Source organism: Proteus vulgaris (genome assembly GCF_023100685.1).
Taxonomy (GTDB): domain Bacteria; phylum Pseudomonadota; class Gammaproteobacteria; order Enterobacterales; family Enterobacteriaceae; genus Proteus.
Genome location: NZ_CP090064.1, coordinates 2,097,965 through 2,114,972, shown reverse-complemented (window position 1 = coordinate 2,114,972; position 17,008 = coordinate 2,097,965). Strand labels below are relative to the sequence as shown.

16 protein-coding genes are annotated in these 17,008 nt (G+C 33.6%); 10 read left to right on the top strand and 6 right to left on the bottom strand.

Translation table 11 applies throughout. The features are described 5' to 3' along the window. Positions 1-18: 18 nt before the first annotated feature. Complete coding sequence (locus LW139_RS10420) at positions 19-1,395, bottom strand: IS1/IS1595 family N-terminal zinc-binding domain-containing protein (protein WP_247851175.1); 1,377 nt, start codon at positions 1,393-1,395, stop codon at positions 19-21. 169 nt (positions 1,396-1,564) lie between these two features. Here LW139_RS10420 and LW139_RS10415 point away from each other — a divergent pair, with 169 nt between their 5' ends. Both LW139_RS10415 and LW139_RS10410 read left to right on the top strand, forming a co-directional pair. Next, complete coding sequence (locus LW139_RS10415) at positions 1,565-3,124, top strand: bifunctional metallophosphatase/5'-nucleotidase (RefSeq protein WP_166541231.1); 1,560 nt, start codon at positions 1,565-1,567, stop codon at positions 3,122-3,124. 188 nt (positions 3,125-3,312) lie between these two features. Then, a complete protein-coding gene (locus LW139_RS10410; protein WP_166541232.1) occupies positions 3,313-4,056 on the top strand; it encodes a DUF4184 family protein in 744 nt (247 codons plus the stop codon). 87 nt (positions 4,057-4,143) lie between these two features. Here the strand turns inward: LW139_RS10410 and mnmH are convergent, their stop codons facing one another. Next, positions 4,144-5,229, bottom strand: a complete 1,086-nt coding sequence (gene mnmH / locus LW139_RS10405) for a tRNA 2-selenouridine(34) synthase MnmH (protein ID WP_247851174.1) — start codon at positions 5,227-5,229, stop codon at positions 4,144-4,146. A gap of 316 nt (positions 5,230-5,545) precedes the next feature. Here mnmH and LW139_RS10400 point away from each other — a divergent pair, with 316 nt between their 5' ends. From LW139_RS10400 to LW139_RS10385, 4 genes are read left to right on the top strand one after another with little or no spacing between them, the layout of a single operon-like run. Next, a complete protein-coding gene (locus LW139_RS10400) occupies positions 5,546-5,782 on the top strand; it encodes a YtcA family lipoprotein (RefSeq protein ID WP_227336871.1) in 237 nt (78 codons plus the stop codon). Between the two features lie 6 nt (positions 5,783-5,788). Then, positions 5,789-6,829, top strand: a complete 1,041-nt coding sequence (gene mdtN / locus LW139_RS10395) for a multidrug transporter subunit MdtN (RefSeq protein WP_109408243.1) — start codon at positions 5,789-5,791, stop codon at positions 6,827-6,829. After that, entirely contained in the window at positions 6,819-8,672 is a 1,854-nt protein-coding gene (locus LW139_RS10390) for an FUSC family protein (RefSeq protein ID WP_247851173.1), read from the top strand. The genes mdtN and LW139_RS10390 overlap by 11 nt, the downstream gene beginning before the upstream one ends. Next, positions 8,672-10,141 (top strand): TolC family protein, encoded by a 1,470-nt coding sequence (locus LW139_RS10385; protein ID WP_247851172.1) that lies wholly within the window; start codon positions 8,672-8,674, stop codon positions 10,139-10,141. Before LW139_RS10390 ends, LW139_RS10385 begins: the two co-directional genes overlap by 1 nt. An 81-nt stretch (positions 10,142-10,222) precedes the next feature. Here LW139_RS10385 and LW139_RS10380 read toward each other — a convergent pair whose 3' ends face one another. After that, entirely contained in the window at positions 10,223-11,311 is a 1,089-nt protein-coding gene (locus tag LW139_RS10380) for a linear amide C-N hydrolase (protein WP_247851213.1), read from the bottom strand. 102 nt (positions 11,312-11,413) lie between these two features. Between LW139_RS10380 and LW139_RS10375 the strand changes: the two genes are divergently transcribed. Then, positions 11,414-11,827: a DUF6122 family protein gene (locus tag LW139_RS10375; protein WP_247851171.1), complete on the top strand. Its 414-nt coding sequence runs from the start codon at positions 11,414-11,416 to the stop codon at positions 11,825-11,827. A 38-nt stretch (positions 11,828-11,865) separates the two neighbouring features. Here the strand turns inward: LW139_RS10375 and LW139_RS10370 are convergent, their stop codons facing one another. Together LW139_RS10370 and LW139_RS10365 are read right to left on the bottom strand one after the other, a co-directional pair. Then, positions 11,866-12,297, bottom strand: a complete 432-nt coding sequence (locus LW139_RS10370) for a DMT family transporter (protein WP_166541239.1) — start codon at positions 12,295-12,297, stop codon at positions 11,866-11,868. Positions 12,298-12,300: 3 nt separating this feature from the next. After that, positions 12,301-12,756: a DMT family transporter gene (locus LW139_RS10365; protein WP_166541240.1), complete on the bottom strand. Its 456-nt coding sequence runs from the start codon at positions 12,754-12,756 to the stop codon at positions 12,301-12,303. A gap of 97 nt (positions 12,757-12,853) precedes the next feature. Here LW139_RS10365 and LW139_RS10360 point away from each other — a divergent pair, with 97 nt between their 5' ends. Further along, positions 12,854-13,777 carry a LysR family transcriptional regulator gene (locus LW139_RS10360; protein WP_166541241.1) on the top strand — a complete coding sequence of 308 codons (924 nt, stop codon included), beginning with the start codon at positions 12,854-12,856 and terminating at the stop codon, positions 13,775-13,777. Here LW139_RS10360 and LW139_RS10355 read toward each other — a convergent pair whose 3' ends face one another. Continuing rightward, the gene (locus tag LW139_RS10355; RefSeq protein WP_247851170.1) at positions 13,778-14,254 is read right to left on the bottom strand and encodes a hypothetical protein; all 477 of its coding nucleotides are present in this window, start codon (positions 14,252-14,254) and stop codon (positions 13,778-13,780) included. It abuts the gene before it with no gap. Positions 14,255-14,451: 197 nt separating this feature from the next. On the opposite strand from LW139_RS10355, the gene yegD reads away from it, so the two are divergent. Continuing rightward, the gene (gene yegD / locus LW139_RS10350; protein WP_109408252.1) at positions 14,452-15,804 is read left to right on the top strand and encodes a molecular chaperone; all 1,353 of its coding nucleotides are present in this window, start codon (positions 14,452-14,454) and stop codon (positions 15,802-15,804) included. 114 nt (positions 15,805-15,918) lie between these two features. Beyond that, a complete protein-coding gene (locus tag LW139_RS10345) occupies positions 15,919-16,944 on the top strand; it encodes a threonine aldolase family protein (protein ID WP_247851169.1) in 1,026 nt (341 codons plus the stop codon). The last annotated feature ends 64 nt before the right edge of the window (positions 16,945-17,008 follow it).

Sequence of the window (17,008 nt, the reverse complement as noted above, 5' to 3'; positions counted from 1 at the left end):
TAATAAGATATTTTTATTTTAATTAAACAGTGACTTTATCGTTATCTTCTCTTTTATTAGTTCTATTTTTTGTGCTGGTGTTTTACTCTCATTGGAAAGGCAATAATTATAATAAAAGCTATAAATAGACAATAATATATTTACTGTACTAGGCGATAGCTTTCTTAAAAACACATCAGGAAATTTATCTTTAAATGACTGAATAAATAGATGGCTGTAATCAAGAGAAGGGGAAATTTTAGTATAAAAACTAACGTCATCTGTTTTATTTAACCCCAAATTACATAGGTAGAATAACTCTCGATTATCTTGAGATATAAACTCATACCATTTATTATTCCACCAACCCAGCGTATAACTTCCTTTATAAATAAAATCTGGTGTTAAGCGAGTTCCCGTTGAAACCACATAATAAAGGTTAGATATTCTTTGCTTTATTTCTTTGCCATAGGCAACCATACACCCACCACGGATAAAACTATCATGATAAATAAAATGATGTTTAATACTTATTGGGAGAATAAACTTTAATTTAAGAAAGTGAAAATGTGATAAAACAACAGGTTCAATAATATGCTCAGAGCAAATTTTTTCTGTGTATTGAATTTGACCGAAACTTTTCCTACTATTTATTTGCTCATATCGCATAATAATATTATCGAGTAATACACCTTGAGTATTATCTAATGTCTCTTTTTTAGTGTTGTTATGATATTGACTATCAGAGCTCACTAATATTTCACTCCAATTGACACTCGAAATAAAAACATAACCTGTTTTAGAACAACAGGTTACCATTCCAAAAAGTTCATTTGAAAAGCCTTTTTTTGTGTTGTTACGGCAACTCAACGTAAATACATTTGTTTGCAAATCATAAGTTTTATTTTTATCTAATAACTTTTCATATTGCCTTGTTTTTATTTCTATTATCTTTTCAATAGCAGATAGTTTTCTATAAAAAAGAGCAGGGGTAATGTTTAAATTCTTAATAATATAAGTGGGTGTTTGCGAATGTAAAATAAGAAGCTCTATTATTTTATTATTAAGAGATTTTAAATCTATATTATTTTTAAGAGAAAAAACCGTATTACACTGTTTACATTGATAGCGTACCGTTCCTTTTCCCGTTTTGCCATAAAGTATTTTTTCTGATGAATCACAATTTGGACATAGTTCATTAATATTTAAATTAAAGAAATCAATATAAGGATTTAATAATTCCTTTATATCTTCATTATTAATTAATACACTACTACCACCACAACAATTACAATAAACGGCAGGAAAACCTAATTTAAAAGACGGGATCACATAGGCATTTTCTACAACTTCAGAAAAATGCTCACAACTCTCTGTTTTACATACATTAACATTAATTTCTTTTACTATTTTCATCAGCTCTTATCACGAAAAACCAACACGAAATGATAATAACATAATTCAACTACACGTAATGCTAACGCACTGTGATAATTATCATACTTTTAACAAGTCAGGTGTTATTAACTGAATACCGAACATCAACCAAGTTATTTCAGTATTTTTATTATTACAGGATATTATTATGAATAAGCCCGTTCTTATATTACCTCTGTTAATTGGCGCTTTATTAGGAAGTTCTTCCGTATTCGCTCAAGAAATTACTATTTATCATACTAACGATTTACACGCGAATGCCGTTCCTTTTAAAGCACCTTATGTTAGTAAAGATAGATTAGTCGGTGGGTTTGCAAATATTGCGACCATTGTTAAAGATGCTAAAAAAAATAATCCAGGCGTTTTATTTCTTGATGCTGGCGATTATTTTACAGGACCTTATTTAAGTACTTTAACCCAAGGTGAAGCCATCATCGATATCATGAACGAGATGTCTTTTGATGCGGCTTCTGTGGGTAATCATGAATTCGATCACGGTGTAGAAAACATGGTGACTCAACTTAAAAAAGCAACATTCCCTGTACTTTTAGGCAATGTTTTCTATCAAGATAACGGCAAAGCTGTCTGGGATAAACCGTATATTATAATAGAAAAAGAAGGCGTGAAATTTGGTGTAATTGGATTGCATGGTAAGTTTGCTTTCTATGACACGGTTAATAAAGATAAACGAGAGGGTGTTGAAGCAAGAGATGAAGTTGAATACCTTAATAAATATCTTAATGAACTGAAAGGAAAAGTTGATATAACCGTATTACTCGTTCATGAAGGCGTTCCAGCAAGACAATCTAGTTTCGGCTCAGCTGATGTCGCTCGTATGCTACAAAAAGATATTGAATTAGCACAACAAGTAAAAGGACTAGATATTTTAATTACTGGTCATGCCCATGTGGGTACACCAGAGCCTATTAAAGTAAACAACACGCTGATTGTTTCTACGGATGCTTATGGCATTAACGTTGGAAAATTGGTGTTAGATATAAACGACAAAACTAAAAAAATTGATAACTATAAAGGCGAGTTAGTTAATATCTTTGCTGATGAACACAAGCCTGATCCAGATACACAGAAAAAAATAGAAACATGGACTAAAAAATTAGATGAAATTGCACAACAAAAAATTGGCAATACTCAGAATGAACTAACACGTTCTTATGGTGAGTCTTCTGAAATTGGTAATTTAATTACTGATGCTTTTTTAGTCACAGATAATCGAGCACAAGTTGCTTTTGTTAATAGTGGTGGCATTCGTAACGAGATCCATAAAGGAGATATTACGATCGGGGATATTATTAGTATGTTCCCATTCCCAGATGATTTAACTTACATGGAGTTAAGTGGTAAAGACTTACGGGATTTAATGAACCACTCTGCAAATTTAACTAATGGTGTATTGCAGGCATCTAGTGGTTTTGAAATGAAATATGACAGTACTAAACCTGTAAATGAACGTGTTGTTTCAGTTTCTATCAATGGAAAACGTGTTGAAGATAATACTTACTATCCAATTATTGCTAATTCATTCTTAGCGAGAGGCGGAGATGGTTTTACAGCCTTCACTCAGGGTAGAAATGCTAAAGATATTCCTAATACTAGTGCGGCTACAGCAGTGATTGAATATATTAAGCAAAAAGTCACTATCAACATGCCTAAAGAAGAACGAATTATTGATATCTCTACAAAAAAATAGTGTGTAAATAATCAATAACCCATCATCTAACGCCATTAATATTCTCACCATTAGTGGCGTTTTTGTATTAATGACAATGAACCTCTTTAATCTTAATAATCGTTGTGATATCAGATAAAGCTTAGCTAATCTACTGATATACTCATACTAATTTTTGTTATTCATCTTCATATTATAGAGATATTCCTATGCCGTGGACTTTTTCACATCCTTCTATTGTTTTCCCCATAAAGCAGTCCCAAATAGGAAAAAACCTTAATTTACCTGCATTAATTGTGGGAAGTACTTCACCGGATTTACTCTATTCTTTTGGTTTATACCAATCAGCAACAACAGCACATGATTTATTAGGTTGGTTTTATACTGCATTTCCTTTTTGTATCTTCGTTTTTATCTTAAATTACTTATTCAGAAATCCATTAAAATATGTATCGCCCATACCTTTATATGACCCTCTAAAATTCAATCTTCGGACATTGAGTCTATTTGTTTTATCCCTGTATATTGGCGCAGTAACGCATATTGTATGGGATTCATTTACCCATGAAACAGGAACTGCCGTCAGATTTTTTTCTGTACTACAAGCACAGTTATTACAAGGAATGACCGATAGCCAAGAGATTGCGATTTATAAATTGTTACAACATTTAGGCTCGGTATTAGGGCTACTTTATTTGTGTTGGAAATACATTCAATACCAGCGTAAACAAGACCATCTAACACAAAAAGAAAACCGTATTAAATTATATCGTTTAGTTGGGATCGGCTTTCTGTCTGGGTTATGTGCTTTGCCTTTAGCTTTGCAATTCTCAAATAGAGGACAGGGGATCAACATTAATCGATTTATTTTCTTAGAACTATCTTTAGCTGTGCCTTTTTTCTTTGGTTTAATGATAATCTTAGGGTTATGGTTATATCAAACTAAAACTTGACCAAGTAAACTAGAAAAGCCCCATAATATAAATTTATGAGGCTTTTCTTTGGTGTCCGTATTTAATAGAGAAAATCTTAGCTATTTATTAGTTTTTAAACCACTGCATGACTTCTTCGTAACTTCCTTGGTAAATAATTTTATCTGCCTTTTTGCTTAATTGATAACGATACATAGGATCGTAATACTCTTTCAGTAAAGGAGTTAACCAAGTAAAGTGTGCTTCAGTATTAGCTTCTTTTTTTTGTATTTCTAAAGCATTATCGAGTAATTGTGTTAATTCCGTAGCGCGTTGAGATCCCAATCGACGGCGGATAGCAAATAAACCATGATGTAAATAATCGCTATAAGCTTGCCAGCCTTTATCTTCGCCATATATCTCTAAAAAATCATGAGTCATACGATCAAAATACTCCGCTTTTAAACGCTCAATACGTCGCTCTAAGGGATCATCAACAACAACGATTGATGCCTCGGCCATTTTTGCTCGCAAACATTCAGGTAATCCATTAGCCCCAATAGCACGACCTTCATCCTCAAGCACCCATCTCGGGTATTTTTGTGATTTTTTCAACATTTCAATACCAAGATGGTTTTCAAATGTCGCTTGAGGAAATTGATCTTCAACAGTACGGCCAAAAGAAGAGCCTCGATGATGGGCAATACCTTCAAGATCAATACCTTCAGGTAATGAACGCACTAATGTCGTTTTTCCATTACCAGTACATCCACCAATAAGGATAATAGGGCGCTGAACTAATTCATTGGTCATTTCAATAACAGTCTGTCTTAACGCCTTATATCCACCTTCAATTAATGGATAATCTATACCGATTTCTTTAAGCCATTGCTGAACGATATGAGAACGCATTCCTCCACGAGCACAGCAAATATAACCATTTGGAAATTGCTCACAAGCTTCACGCCAAGCTGCGATACGGTTATCACGAATTTCACCACTAACCAATTGATGTCCTAAATCAACCGCTTTTTGTGAGCCTTGTTGTTTATAACAAGTTCCCACGGCCGCGCGCTCTTCATCATTCATTAAAGGCAAATTAACCGCATTAGGGATCGAACCTTGATTAAATTCAATAGGCGCACGCACATCAATAATAGGTGTGTTAGTAGCAAGAATATGTCGAATATTTTGAGCAGAAAACGCTGATTCCATAATAAAAATTGTAATATCTAGTCGGGCTGAAAGATTAGCTACTATACTCTTAAAATCATGTAACGCCCATAATTACAGTCATATTTGAAAATGGAGTCCTTCTTTCAATAAAAAAATTTAAGATAAGGCTATAGATTGATAGATAAAAAACATCTAACATCTATTTGATGGGATGTTTTAGATTAATTCATTGATTAAATACTATAAATAAAAACACTATCGTGTTGAAAACGGACCATAAAATTTATCGAAAAATGACGAGTGTATTACCTTGGATATAATAAAAAAATATTATCGTATTACTAGCTTGAGCATAATGATATTGCTGTTATCAGGTTGTTCTCGAGGCCATTCTCCTTTTATTAGTATGTTAGGCGCCTATTTCCCATATTGGATGTTATGTACATTTATTGGCTTATTAGGGGCTTTGGTCATACGTGTGTTACTTATCTATTGGGGTATTGATGATAAATTGCCACTTCCTTTAATCTTTTATTTTGCAATATTGTTATCAATTTCTTTAACCATCTCTTTATTTTATTTTTCTTATTAAAAAATTATGGATAAAAAAATCAAAAAAAAGCTGGCACTTATAATCACGGTGAGCGTTTTTGTGATTACACTCATCTTATTATGGAAAAACATTCAATTATCAGCGTTAAATCCACTCAGTGAAGATGCAATAATTGATGCCAATAAAATTAACATATCATCAACTGTGCCAGGTCGAATTAGTGCTATTTACGTCAAAGAAAATAGCAAGGTTAATAAAGGGGATTTACTGTTTACTATCGATCCCACTATGTACGCATTAAGAGTTCAGCAAGCAAAAGAACAACTCATGATTGCTGAAGCAACATTAAGTAACAAGCAACGTATTATTATTGCAGAAACATCAAATTCAGAAGTTGCAGAAGCACAAATAAAACGTGCTCAAGTCAATTTATTATTAGCGACTCAATCACTCAATAGATTAGAGCCATTATTAGCAAAAGGATTTGTGACCGCACAACAAGTTGATGATGCTAGAACATTAAAACATGATGCAGAAGTCACATTAAAACAGGCACAAAAACAAAATGTCGCCTCAGAAGCCTTAATTAATAATACAGATTCAGAAGTAGCATTAGTGAAATCGTTAAAAACCTCATTGGCAATGGCTGAATGGGAATTAAGTAATACTGAAGTAAAAGCACCAAGCAATGGCTACGTTGCTGGATTAGTGCTATCACCAGGTGAATTTATTATTTCTGGACAGTCTGTTTTTACCTTAATTGATACTGATACTTGGTATGCTTCAGCTTATTTTAAAGAGACCGATTTAAATAATATAAAAATAGGCAACTGCGTCGTTATTTATTCAATGATTGATAATAAACATCCCATTAAAGGCAAAGTAGAAGGGATTAGCCGAGGGATCATGTCAACTGATCTTATTAATATTCCAAGAGACTTACCTTATGTACCTAAATCATTAAATTGGGTTAGAGTTCAACAACGGTTTCCTGTTAAAGTCACTATCACCAATCCACCAGAAGATCTTATGCGGGTTGGCGCTACAGCAACTGTTAATATAATAGCTAACGACGATGATTGTTAAACCCTCTCTAATAGTGAAACAAGTCAAAAAAGACTTGTTACCCTTTGATTTTCGTTTAGCAACTACTTGGCGCATTGCATTGCTTTGTGCATTAATGGCTGCTATTGCGATGATTTATGAAATTCCCGAATCCGCAATAAGTTGCTATTTAATTATCTATTTAATCAAAGCTGATGCTGTACAAAATATATTATTATCTGTTGGCGTAATTATTTTATGTTCTATTGTTGTGTGTATTATCTTTGTTCTTTTTAATCTCACGATACAAAATATTATTTTACGATTCTTCTTTATGGCTTTATTTTCAGCTGCTTTTATGTATTTAGCATCGGCCAGTAGCCTTGGTGATATTGGTAATTTAGTCGCTTTAGTTATCGCCTTTTTAATGACTTTAATTGATGATATCCCTGTAGGAGATGTTGCAACAAGAGCATTACTTTATGCATTACTGATGGCAGTATCTCCAATGTTATTGGTTATTTTATTTAATTTCTTTGTTGGCATTAGCCCAAGAAAATTACTGTTAAACAGAATCGCCAAACGCTTTTCTACTGCAAGTGATTTCTTTTTAGGAAGAAAAGAAAGCCAACTCGAAATTAGTGAATTACTGAGTACACAAACAGAATGTAAACGTTATTTAATGTTTATTAAAATATTTTATTTACGGGGAAGAGAAGATATTCAATGGCTAGAAAATATTATTGATAACTCTTATAAAATATTAATTATGTCATTAACTTTTGATAAAAACACACCAACTTCTATACGTTTTCTTCTTTCTAAAAGATGTTTAGAAATTGCCGATTGTTTTACACATCATCAAATAGATAAAATAAAAGATAAACAACAAGAACAATATACAATAAGCAAACTTCACTTATTAAATATTTTTGATAAGATTTTATCTAATAAAAGAGAAACTAAACCAGTACAGAAAAAAACACCTTTTTTTGTTAGTGATGCATTTACAAATCCTAACCATAAATACTTCGCTTTAAAAACCACTATAGCCGCTATTCTATGTTATATTTTTTATGATTACTTTAAATGGCAGGGTATTCATACTGCAATGATCACTTGTTATGTTGTGGCATTAACATCTGTCGGTGAAACAGTTCATAAATTAACATTGCGGATCACCGGATGCCTAATTGGGGCACTAATTGGCATGATTTCACTGCTCTATATTATCCCTAACTTATCTGATGTTTTTGAATTAATGGTGCTGATCTTTTTCTGCTTATTACCTGCAGCTTGGGTTGCTGTTGGTAATGAACGTATCTCTTATGCCGGTGTACAAGTCGGTTTAGCATTTTTATTAACAACATTACATGGATTTAAACCTAGTTTTGATATGGACGTGGTCTCTGATCGTATTTTAGGTATTTTGTTAGGTAATATTGTGATGTACATTATTTTCACAAAAGTATGGCCTTCAAGTATTGTTAATACAATATACAAACAAATCACCTCTATTTTAGATAATTATATAGACCTAAGATATTCGACAAATAAAAACGATATGTTAGATTTAGTTTCATCCGTAAATGAAGCTATCACACAGTCAAAAGACAATATAAACTTACTCATTTTTGAAAAAAAAGATAGAGAAAGAAATAAAAACCTAATGCTCTTTTTTAAGGAGTCATTAAATAAAATTTCTTATATTAGTTATCATAATTACGCTCATAAATTTATTTTTGAAGATAAATTTTCTTATTCAAATATCGATGAAAATTCAAAATATGAATTTAAAAAAAACATCCTTAATAAAGAAATGAAAATATTACCAGTAGATGAAAGAGAGCTTGTATTTAAACATTTAATAAGAGAAAAACTATAATGATAAATTTAGTCATTAATAATAAGAAAAATATTCTGTCATCTCTGTTAAGCCTATTACTTGTTGGTTGTGTTGACACAAGCAGTTCATTTAAGCAATATTCTCAAGAGCCTATCGCTTATGATAATACTCAATATCTTTCCTCACCGGCTGAGCAATACTTATCGCTCCCTCAAGAACGAACGGTTAAATCTCACTATGCTTTAGCTGACCTGATAGATTTAGGGCAACAAAATAACCCAGACACACGTATTGCATGGGAATTAGCCAAAAAATCAGCCACTGATATTGGTATGGTAGAAAGTACATATTTGCCAATTATCACAGCAACAGCACTCGCAGGATATCAACATGGGAAAATTGATTTACCTAAAAATCCTATTGTTGATGATATAAAAACATCTAGTAGCGCTTTTATTCCAGCACTCACATTTAGGTGGCTTATTTTTGATTTTGGTAAAAGAGGGGCATTAGTCGATGCTGCCAAACATACTTCATTAGCAATAAATCTTAATTTTAATCTGATGCATCAGAAGATTATTCATGATGTCTCGGTTGCCTATTTTAGCTATGGTGCTGCACAAAAAAAGGTGAATATTACTCAAATGGCCCTTCAAAGAAGTAAAGATATTTTATATGCCGTTGAGCAAAAACGAGTGAAGGGATTAGCGACCGTATTGGATGTAGCATTAGCAAAACAACAAGTTGCACAAATTGAATTACAAAACGTGTTAGCTAAAGGTCATGAAAAAGATCAATATCAAATCTTATTGTCTGCTATTGGCGTTTCACCTTTTGAAAAAATAACCATTAATTATGCCGATGATAATTTTCTTCCTGATGATATTTCACCATTAACTCATGATGTGATAAAAAAAGCACTTGCACAACGTCCTGATGTTTTAGCGCAATATGAATTACAGCAAGCCGCAATTAAGGCTGCTAATTCTGTCGAATCTGACTATTTCCCTAAAGTATATCTTGCTGGTGCACTTGCAGGAGGAACAGGTAGCTTTGATGTTCAGGGACTTCCTGATATTAGCCAAAGAACGTCATCTTCTAATATCTTGATTGGAGTCAGTATTCCATTATATGAAGGCGGAATACGTCAATCTAAAATGGCAAATGCACAGTCAGAAATTAGGCTAGCTCAAGAAAATTTACGCAAAAGCCAAGATCTTGCAATAAAAGAGATTTCAATTAGCGAAAATACACTCAAGTCGGCACTTGAGGCAAATAAAGCGTCTAAAAATTTAGTAGAGACAACACAATTAACCTATACCGCCAGTGTAGAATTTTATCGTAACGGATTGGGAACAGTAACCGAAATTAATACCGCAGAAATTGCATTATTAAATGCACAAATGTCTCAGATTGATGCCTATACAGGATCACAGATTGCAGCCGTTGATTTAGCATTTGCATTAGGTGAAATAGGTAGGGCATTGCCTAATTCAGCATCATATTAAAAATATTTCTTTTGTATATTGTTATCTTAGTAGAGGCGGCGTTAATAATAAGTCGCCAGCCTCTAACACAACGATGAAAGATTATTTACTCACGTTAATCTGTTCAAAAACAGGTTTATTCATATCTTTAAACTGTGAAAGAGAATATTCGGTATAGTTGATATCGTTATAGCCTCTTATTTTCATTACACCATTCGTTAAATCAGATAACGTTGTCCAAACCGTGTATTCCGTTTGCAGTTGATTACTGGTGCTTTGACTTTCTCCCATGATATCAGCCGTGATATTTTTTGTTCTATCAAAGCGATTCATAATGTGCGCTAGAGTATTCATCGCTTCAGGTGTCGATTCGGTTGTTGGTGCATAGGTTGAAAAATAAACCGCGCGGATAAAACGGCCGACAGACGTATCTGATGAAGGTAATTGAGATGTTGCAATGCCACTATCAGGCTGTACGACATTGATATTAGCCAATTTACCTGAAGATTTATCAATATTAGTTAATTGGCTATAATTATTAAGGTTAGTTAAATGCCAAGGAAAGTCTGGACCATTTGTCATTACACGGGTTGGATTTTGATAAACGTGTAATTTACCGTTTGTGGCTTCAACGACGATACTGCCACCTTTTTTATCATAGAAGGCATAGTGAAAAGGCGATTTTAGATTGCCAAAGTTTTTTAACACGGGAGCCCAAAAATAACCTGACTCAACCGCTTTTTGTACTTCTTCAACTGTTGAAAAATTAGCTAATGCCCATTCACCGATAGAAGTGACGGGAATGGCTTTATCATAATCCTTTTTATCAAGCGGTGATAATTCAGCTTCTGTTATCATATTGGCGCTAAATGACAAACCCGCACTATTTAAACCTTGTAATAAGTTATGATCATCACCATCAAAAAAGATATCGGTTGTAACGGCTAATATGTCATATTTATTGCTATAACTTAGGCTATTTTCACCATTAGGAGCTTTTTTTGTAAATTGTGTATTTTTAGGATAAAAAGTAACCCATGAAGGTAAATCTGCCGTCAGTTCAAGTGTTCTACCTTGGTAAACGTTATTATTTTTATCAAGTATAGCCAAACTAGAGCAGGCTTCACTCGCTACTGAAACAGCGAGTAATGAGGATAATAAACCAACCAATATTGTATTGCGTTTCATTATGAATTCCTTAATTAAAAAACTCCTTTAAAGTTAGTTCAAATAAAGAATACAACAACTATTTGGTAATTAAATAATAAATATTTTTAGAGCATTGGGGATCTTGTGATACTTGAAATTTTTAGAACACTTTTACACTATAGCTTGCATTTTCTGGCACCCATTTTATTAGGCTATTTTTTCTGGCGTAAGGATTGGAAGATAGCCTCACTGCTTATGATCGGAACAATGGCCATTGATATTGACCATTTGCTAGCAACACCTATTTTTGATCCCAATCGTTGTAGTGTTGGATTTCATCCATTACACACGGGTTGGGCCGCTTTGGTTTATTTGGGTATATGGTTTTTACCTTCATGGAAATTAAAAGCCATTGCAGTAGGATGTTTATTCCATTTATTTACCGACTCGATTGACTGCTATTTAGGTGGATTAAAACCCAATCTAACAATAACGATGAGTTGTGATAAAAATTACTTTATATCCAATTTCAGTAATAACTTTATTAGTCAAAAATAGGAAAAATAAAAAGGAAGGGATAAACCTTCCTTTATTTTTTATTTAAATTGCTTAGTAAATTTTATTAATACACCACCAATAATCAATAAAATACCTATTATTTGCAATAGTAGGTTATTGCTTTCAACACCACTGCATATATCAATAATCAGACTTGAGATCATTTGTCCGCAGATGGCTAAAACAGAAGTTAACATGACACCCAACAGCGGTAAAACATAACTATTAATGACAACGAAGAACGCGCCAATAATACCACCAGCAAAGGCAATTAAAGGGATCGTTGATAGTTCAATAGAATGATAATCTTTTATCCATAAAACAAAGACAGTTAAGAATATAAAACCAATTAAGTGATTGATTAAAGAGCTATAAAAAGCATTACTATTTTGTGCTAACTTACCATTTAAAGTACGGCTTGTTACAATACAGACACCATTAAACAATGCAATTAAAATAAAAATACTCATTAGTTATCTACCTATAATTAATAATGTGCTACCAGAAATAAGTAAAAAGCACATAAACAAATCGCGTAGGATAATTTTTCTTTTTTCAACCCCGAACCATCCCATTGCATCAACAATAACACTAAAAAGAATTTGTCCTGTTATCATTAAAATAATACTACCTGAAAGTGATAATGAGCTATTTACTGTAATTGCAGCTAATAACACCGTAAAAGCACCAGGTATCCCACCCAAATACCATAGAATTTTTATCTTATTATTATTTTTCTTGTTCTGTTGATTCTTTCTTAAATATAAAATATATATAATTAAAGAGAAAAGAGTTCCTATAGCGTGTGTTATCCATGATGCGGTTAATGGTGTTGTAAAACTAGCTAAATAGCTATTACTCATAATCATTAATGAAAGTAAAACGCCAGAAAAGACCGCAACAAGAGAGAGAATATACTTGTTATTCATAATATTAAATTTGTATAAATTATTTTTGTGTAGGCTTAAAATATTCCTTTTTGAGAATACTGGCAAGGAAACACACTGTTTACTCTAGGTTGACAATATGAATGATATGAACGTTTTTCCCATTCTGATTGCTGTGGCTGAGCATTTGAGTATTACCAAAGCAGCCAAAACATTGAATATGACAAAATCAGCGGTCAGTAAGGCCATCCAAGGTGTAGAAGAGAAATTAGGTATACGCCTATTTCATAGAACGACAAGAAGTGTCAGCTTAACTGAAGAGGGCATTGTCTATATTGGCTATATTCGGGGATCTTATAAGTTAGCTGTAATGGCGGAAGAGGCCATTTCACAATTTAGCGATAAAGCCAAAGGCAACATTAAAATTTCAGCGCCCATGTCATTTGGTACGTTACATCTTGCTAAAATAATGCCTTTATTTATGCAGAAGTACCCAGAGCTTGATGTACAACTTTTATTTGATGATAAAGTAACGGATTTAGTAGCAGAAGGGTACGATCTTGCAATTAGAATTGGTGAATTACCCGATTCCTCATTAATAGCGCGTCAATTATCACCTTGTCATAGCCAACTTTACGCTTCTTCAGAGTATCTTGAAAAATATGGTGAACCCACACAAGTTTCTGAGCTAAAAAATCACAATTGCTTATCGTATTCATTATATCAAGCTGGCTTAGAGTGGATTTTTTATCAAAGAGGTAAAAAATATAGCCATATTCCTAAAGGTAGTTATCGTGCCAATAACAGTGAAGCATTATTACAAGCCGTTTTGCAGGGAATAGGTATTGCTTTACTCCCTCATTTTATTACTCAAACAGCCTTATCAAATACAGATAAAAAACTTATCCCAATATTGACGCACTTCGATTTACCTGAACACTTTATTTATGTAGTTTATCCTGATAAAAAAAATCTTCCTCGCAAGATAACGCTATTTGTTGATTTCTTAAAAGAGCAGTTTGGTGTTCATAGCGACTACCAACGCAACATTGAAAGAAAATGATCACAATAAACGATTATCATCACCGAAAAAGTCACCTGTTAACCACTGCGTTACGGTTTTAGCATTAATTTGATTTGCTTGTAGCTTTTCAATCGCAAAGTATTCAGGGAATGAGGTATCTGATTCATCAGACTCTCTTTCAAGTTGTTCTAATTTAGAGAGGGCATTTTCATAGTTATCAAAAATAACTTTAATATCTCGATAGATCTGACCAAAACCTTCACTAAAACGTGAAACAATATAATAAAAATCTGAAAGAGGGATATCACAACTAAAAGTGTCTAATTTCACTTCTTCAACTTCGATCCATCTGTCCTTTTCAGTGAGAACTTTAACTTGATTTTCGTCGTTTTGATTATCTTTAATGAAAGTCATTTTTGCTTTTTCAGCAGCATCTCTGTTGTCAAAAGCCCCTAAAATAAAATCAGGGCCTTCATAATCAGATATACCTATAATGCATAAATAAATTATCTTCATGTTTTTTGCGCCTTCTTGAAAAAATCTCTAATAATTTTATAACCATTTTAATTTTGTTAAGAATATTATAAGCCCCCCATACACTAAATTACTTGGCTCATTGACACTCTTTTTGACTTTATAATCTGGTGGTAATTGCAAAAATCTTGATGTAGAGTGCTCAGTCTTTTTTTAATGAAGTCTATTGGGGAGGCTGAATGTTTATAGGCTTTGATTACGGAACATCGAATTGTTCTGTTGCAATCATGAAAGAAGGAAAACCGACTCTTTTGCCTTTAGAAGGTAATGATGTCTATATTCCATCGACCCTTTGTGCGCCAACCCGTGAATCTGTTTCTGAGCACTTATTTCGCCATTTAAATATTAAACCTTCCAGTGAAATTGGCGAACAATTACTAAGAAAGTCGATTGCGTTTAATCGAGAAGAAGATATTGAATTAGTTCCTGAAGATATTCTTTTCGGACAATCCGCACTAAGTTTATATCTACGTGATCCGCGCGATGTCTATTACGTTAAATCACCGAAATCCTTTTTAGGGGCTTCTGGCCTGCATGATATACAAATTAGCTTCTTTGAAGATTTAGTGTGCGCCATGATGGCGAATATTAAACATCAAGCAGAAAAAAGCACACAAGAAGCAATTACAGATACCGTTATTGGCAAACCTATTAACTTTAATGGGTTAGGTGGTGAAACGTCAAATAAACAAGCAGAAAGTATTCTTATCCGCGCAGCTAAAAGGGCTGGCTTTAAGAATATTATGTTTGAATTTGAACCAGTAGCGGCTGGGCTTGAATATGAATCAACCTTAAATAAAGACCAAACAGTGCTCGTCGTTGATATTGGCGGAGGTACAACAGATTGCTCATTAATTCAGATGGGGCCGAGTTATCAAGGAAAAACTGACCGTTCAAACACCTTACTAGCCCATAGTGGACAACGTGTTGGTGGTAATGATCTTGATATTTACCTTGCTTTTAAACAGCTTATGCCTTTATTCGGTATGACAGGATTAACTTCTTCTGGTATTAAATTACCGCTGAAACAATTCTGGGATCCCATTGCGATTAATAATGTCGAAGCACAAAAAGATTTTTATTCTCGTCAAAATTTAGCCGCATTAAATCAACTTAGACGAGATGCAAAAGAACCTGAAAAAATAGCTCGTCTAATCGAAGTGTATAATGAAACACTGGGTTATAGCATTGTTCGACGTGCTGAAGAAGCTAAAATTGCTTTATCAGATTCTCCTGAATATATTGCTAATATCGCCTTATTAAGTGAAACATTAGAATGCACCATTGAACGTGAACAAATGGTGGAGTCGATTGAATCCCCTAAAAGTAAAATGATTGAATTAGTTAATGACGCTGTTCAACAAGGGGGAATAAAACCGGATGCTATCTTTATGACGGGTGGCTCAGCGCGTTCACCGATTTTATGCCAAGCAATAGAACAACAATTACCTAATATTCCTATTGTGAAAGGGAATGATTTTGGATCGGTTACCGCAGGATTAGCACGCTGGGGCGAGGTCTGCTTTAAATAACTTACATTTTCAAGATATTAAAGCGCTTTACATTTAATCGGTGTATTGATTAGATGTGGAGCGTTTTTATTTATAAAACACAATAAAAAAATACAACATTTGACAGGAGAACACATGTACCGCTTCCAAAATGATTATAATGAAATTGCACATCCCGCGGTCATGAAGGCAATCACGGATACAGTGGGTCAACGCTATGATGGATATGGCATGGATACGCTTTGTCATCAAGCTGCTCACTCAATAAAACAGCGTATTCAACAACCTGATGCGGATATTCACTTTTTTAATGGTGGTACCATCACTAATTTAACCGCGATTTCTCATTTTTTACGCCCACACCAAGCTGTTATTTCTGTGAGTACAGGACATATTGCAACACATGAAACCGGCGCTATTGAAGCAACAGGGCATAAAGTTATCACCACATTTTCGGCTGGTGGTAAATTAACCCCTGCATTATTAAAACCTATTCTTGCTGAACATAACGATGAACATTGGGTTCAACCTAAGCTTGTTTATATTACGAATGCCACCGAAATTGGTACGGTTTATCGTAAAACAGAACTACAAGCACTCCGTGATTTCTGTAACGAGCATAATTTGTGGTTGTACCTTGATGGTGCGCGTTTAGCCGCAGGATTAATGTCAGCTCAAAGTGATCTGACTATTGAAGATATCGCCAGTTTAACCGATGCGTTTTATATTGGTGGTACTAAAATCGGTGCAATGTCAGCTGAAACGCTAGTGATTTGCCATCCTGCATTAAAATCTGATTTTCGTTTTAGCTTAAAACAAAAGGGTGGATTACAAGCAAAAGGTTGGTTATTAGGTGCGCAATTTGAAGCTTTATTTAAAGATGATCTCTATTTTAAATTAGGCAAACACCTTAATGAAATGGCATCACAATTAACCGAATTCTTTACTGCACAAGGTTTTGAATTTTTAGCACCGCCAGAATCTAACCAAGTTTTTGTTATTCTGCCAAACACGATTGCGGAAAAATTAACACAACAGTTTGTTTTTCATCGTGTATTACTTGAAGATCCTAATTTGAGTTGCTTACGTCTTTGTACTTCTTGGGCAACAACACAGCAAGATATCGATGGATTTAAAACAGCATTTCTGCAATTAGTTTAATTTGTTATTTACAGTTATTGTTTATGCATTACGCACTTATTCAGGCGTAATGCATTTTTAATGT

Bases quoted from the DNA above. Each gene is read 5' to 3' on its own strand.
- LW139_RS10420 (WP_247851175.1), bottom strand. From the start codon at position 1,395: ATGAAAATAGTAAAAGAAATTAATGTTAATGTATGTAAAACAGAGAGT.
- LW139_RS10415 (WP_166541231.1), top strand. From the start codon at position 1,565: ATGAATAAGCCCGTTCTTATATTACCTCTGTTAATTGGCGCTTTATTA.
- LW139_RS10410 (WP_166541232.1), top strand. From the start codon at position 3,313: ATGCCGTGGACTTTTTCACATCCTTCTATTGTTTTCCCCATAAAGCAG.
- mnmH (WP_247851174.1), bottom strand. From the start codon at position 5,229: ATGGAATCAGCGTTTTCTGCTCAAAATATTCGACATATTCTTGCTACT.
- LW139_RS10400 (WP_227336871.1), top strand. From the start codon at position 5,546: ATGATATTGCTGTTATCAGGTTGTTCTCGAGGCCATTCTCCTTTTATT.
- mdtN (WP_109408243.1), top strand. From the start codon at position 5,789: ATGGATAAAAAAATCAAAAAAAAGCTGGCACTTATAATCACGGTGAGC.
- LW139_RS10390 (WP_247851173.1), top strand. From the start codon at position 6,819: ATGATTGTTAAACCCTCTCTAATAGTGAAACAAGTCAAAAAAGACTTG.
- LW139_RS10385 (WP_247851172.1), top strand. From the start codon at position 8,672: ATGATAAATTTAGTCATTAATAATAAGAAAAATATTCTGTCATCTCTG.
- LW139_RS10370 (WP_166541239.1), bottom strand. From the start codon at position 12,297: ATGAGTATTTTTATTTTAATTGCATTGTTTAATGGTGTCTGTATTGTA.
- LW139_RS10365 (WP_166541240.1), bottom strand. From the start codon at position 12,756: ATGAATAACAAGTATATTCTCTCTCTTGTTGCGGTCTTTTCTGGCGTT.
- LW139_RS10360 (WP_166541241.1), top strand. From the start codon at position 12,854: ATGAATGATATGAACGTTTTTCCCATTCTGATTGCTGTGGCTGAGCAT.
- LW139_RS10355 (WP_247851170.1), bottom strand. From the start codon at position 14,254: ATGAAGATAATTTATTTATGCATTATAGGTATATCTGATTATGAAGGC.
- yegD (WP_109408252.1), top strand. From the start codon at position 14,452: ATGTTTATAGGCTTTGATTACGGAACATCGAATTGTTCTGTTGCAATC.
- LW139_RS10345 (WP_247851169.1), top strand. From the start codon at position 15,919: ATGTACCGCTTCCAAAATGATTATAATGAAATTGCACATCCCGCGGTC.